Origin of the sequence: Thermococcus sp. 21S9 (assembly GCF_012027635.1) — an archaeon.
In the GTDB taxonomy this organism is placed as follows: Archaea; Methanobacteriota_B; Thermococci; order Thermococcales; family Thermococcaceae; genus Thermococcus.
This window is the reverse complement of the sequence record NZ_SNUS01000066.1, coordinates 1-397: the sequence shown is the minus strand read 5'-3', so window position 1 is coordinate 397 and position 397 is coordinate 1. Positions and strand designations below refer to the sequence as shown.

The following is a 397-nucleotide window of genomic DNA, read 5'->3' as shown; positions in this document are numbered from 1 at the left end:
GTACCGTCGTTGGCGTCGCCGTCTCGCTGTTCCAGGCCCTTACGCAAATCCAAGAGCAGACGCTCATTCAAACCCCCAAGATCCTTGCGACATTCGTTACTTTTCTGATCGCGTTGCCCTTCATGGCTGAGACTTCGCATAACCAATTTTTGCGGATGGTCGCGCAAATCAGCATGCCCACCAATTGACTCTTTTGCGCGTGGCCATCCGAGCCGGTCTATGAGCATTCGTTTTCCTGGTGGCTCGGCAAGCTGCGTCTTCGAACGATGTAAGCCGCAAAGCATTCTTTCGCTGCCCTCGTCATCTGGTTGCGTTTGCTCCTCGCGCGCGGCGCAAGCCCCGTAGTGTCCGAACACTCCAGAGGCGCTGGGATTCGGAAATCTGCTACACTCGGTCA

1 protein-coding gene is annotated in these 397 nt (G+C 55.9%); it reads left to right on the top strand.

Annotation, left to right across the window (positions count from 1 at the left end):
• Nucleotides 1-188, top strand: a 188-nt coding sequence (locus E3E28_RS11260; RefSeq protein ID WP_167915471.1) for a flagellar biosynthetic protein FliQ, incomplete at its 5' end; no start/stop codon positions are given.
• Between the last annotated feature and the right edge of the window lie 209 nt (nucleotides 189-397).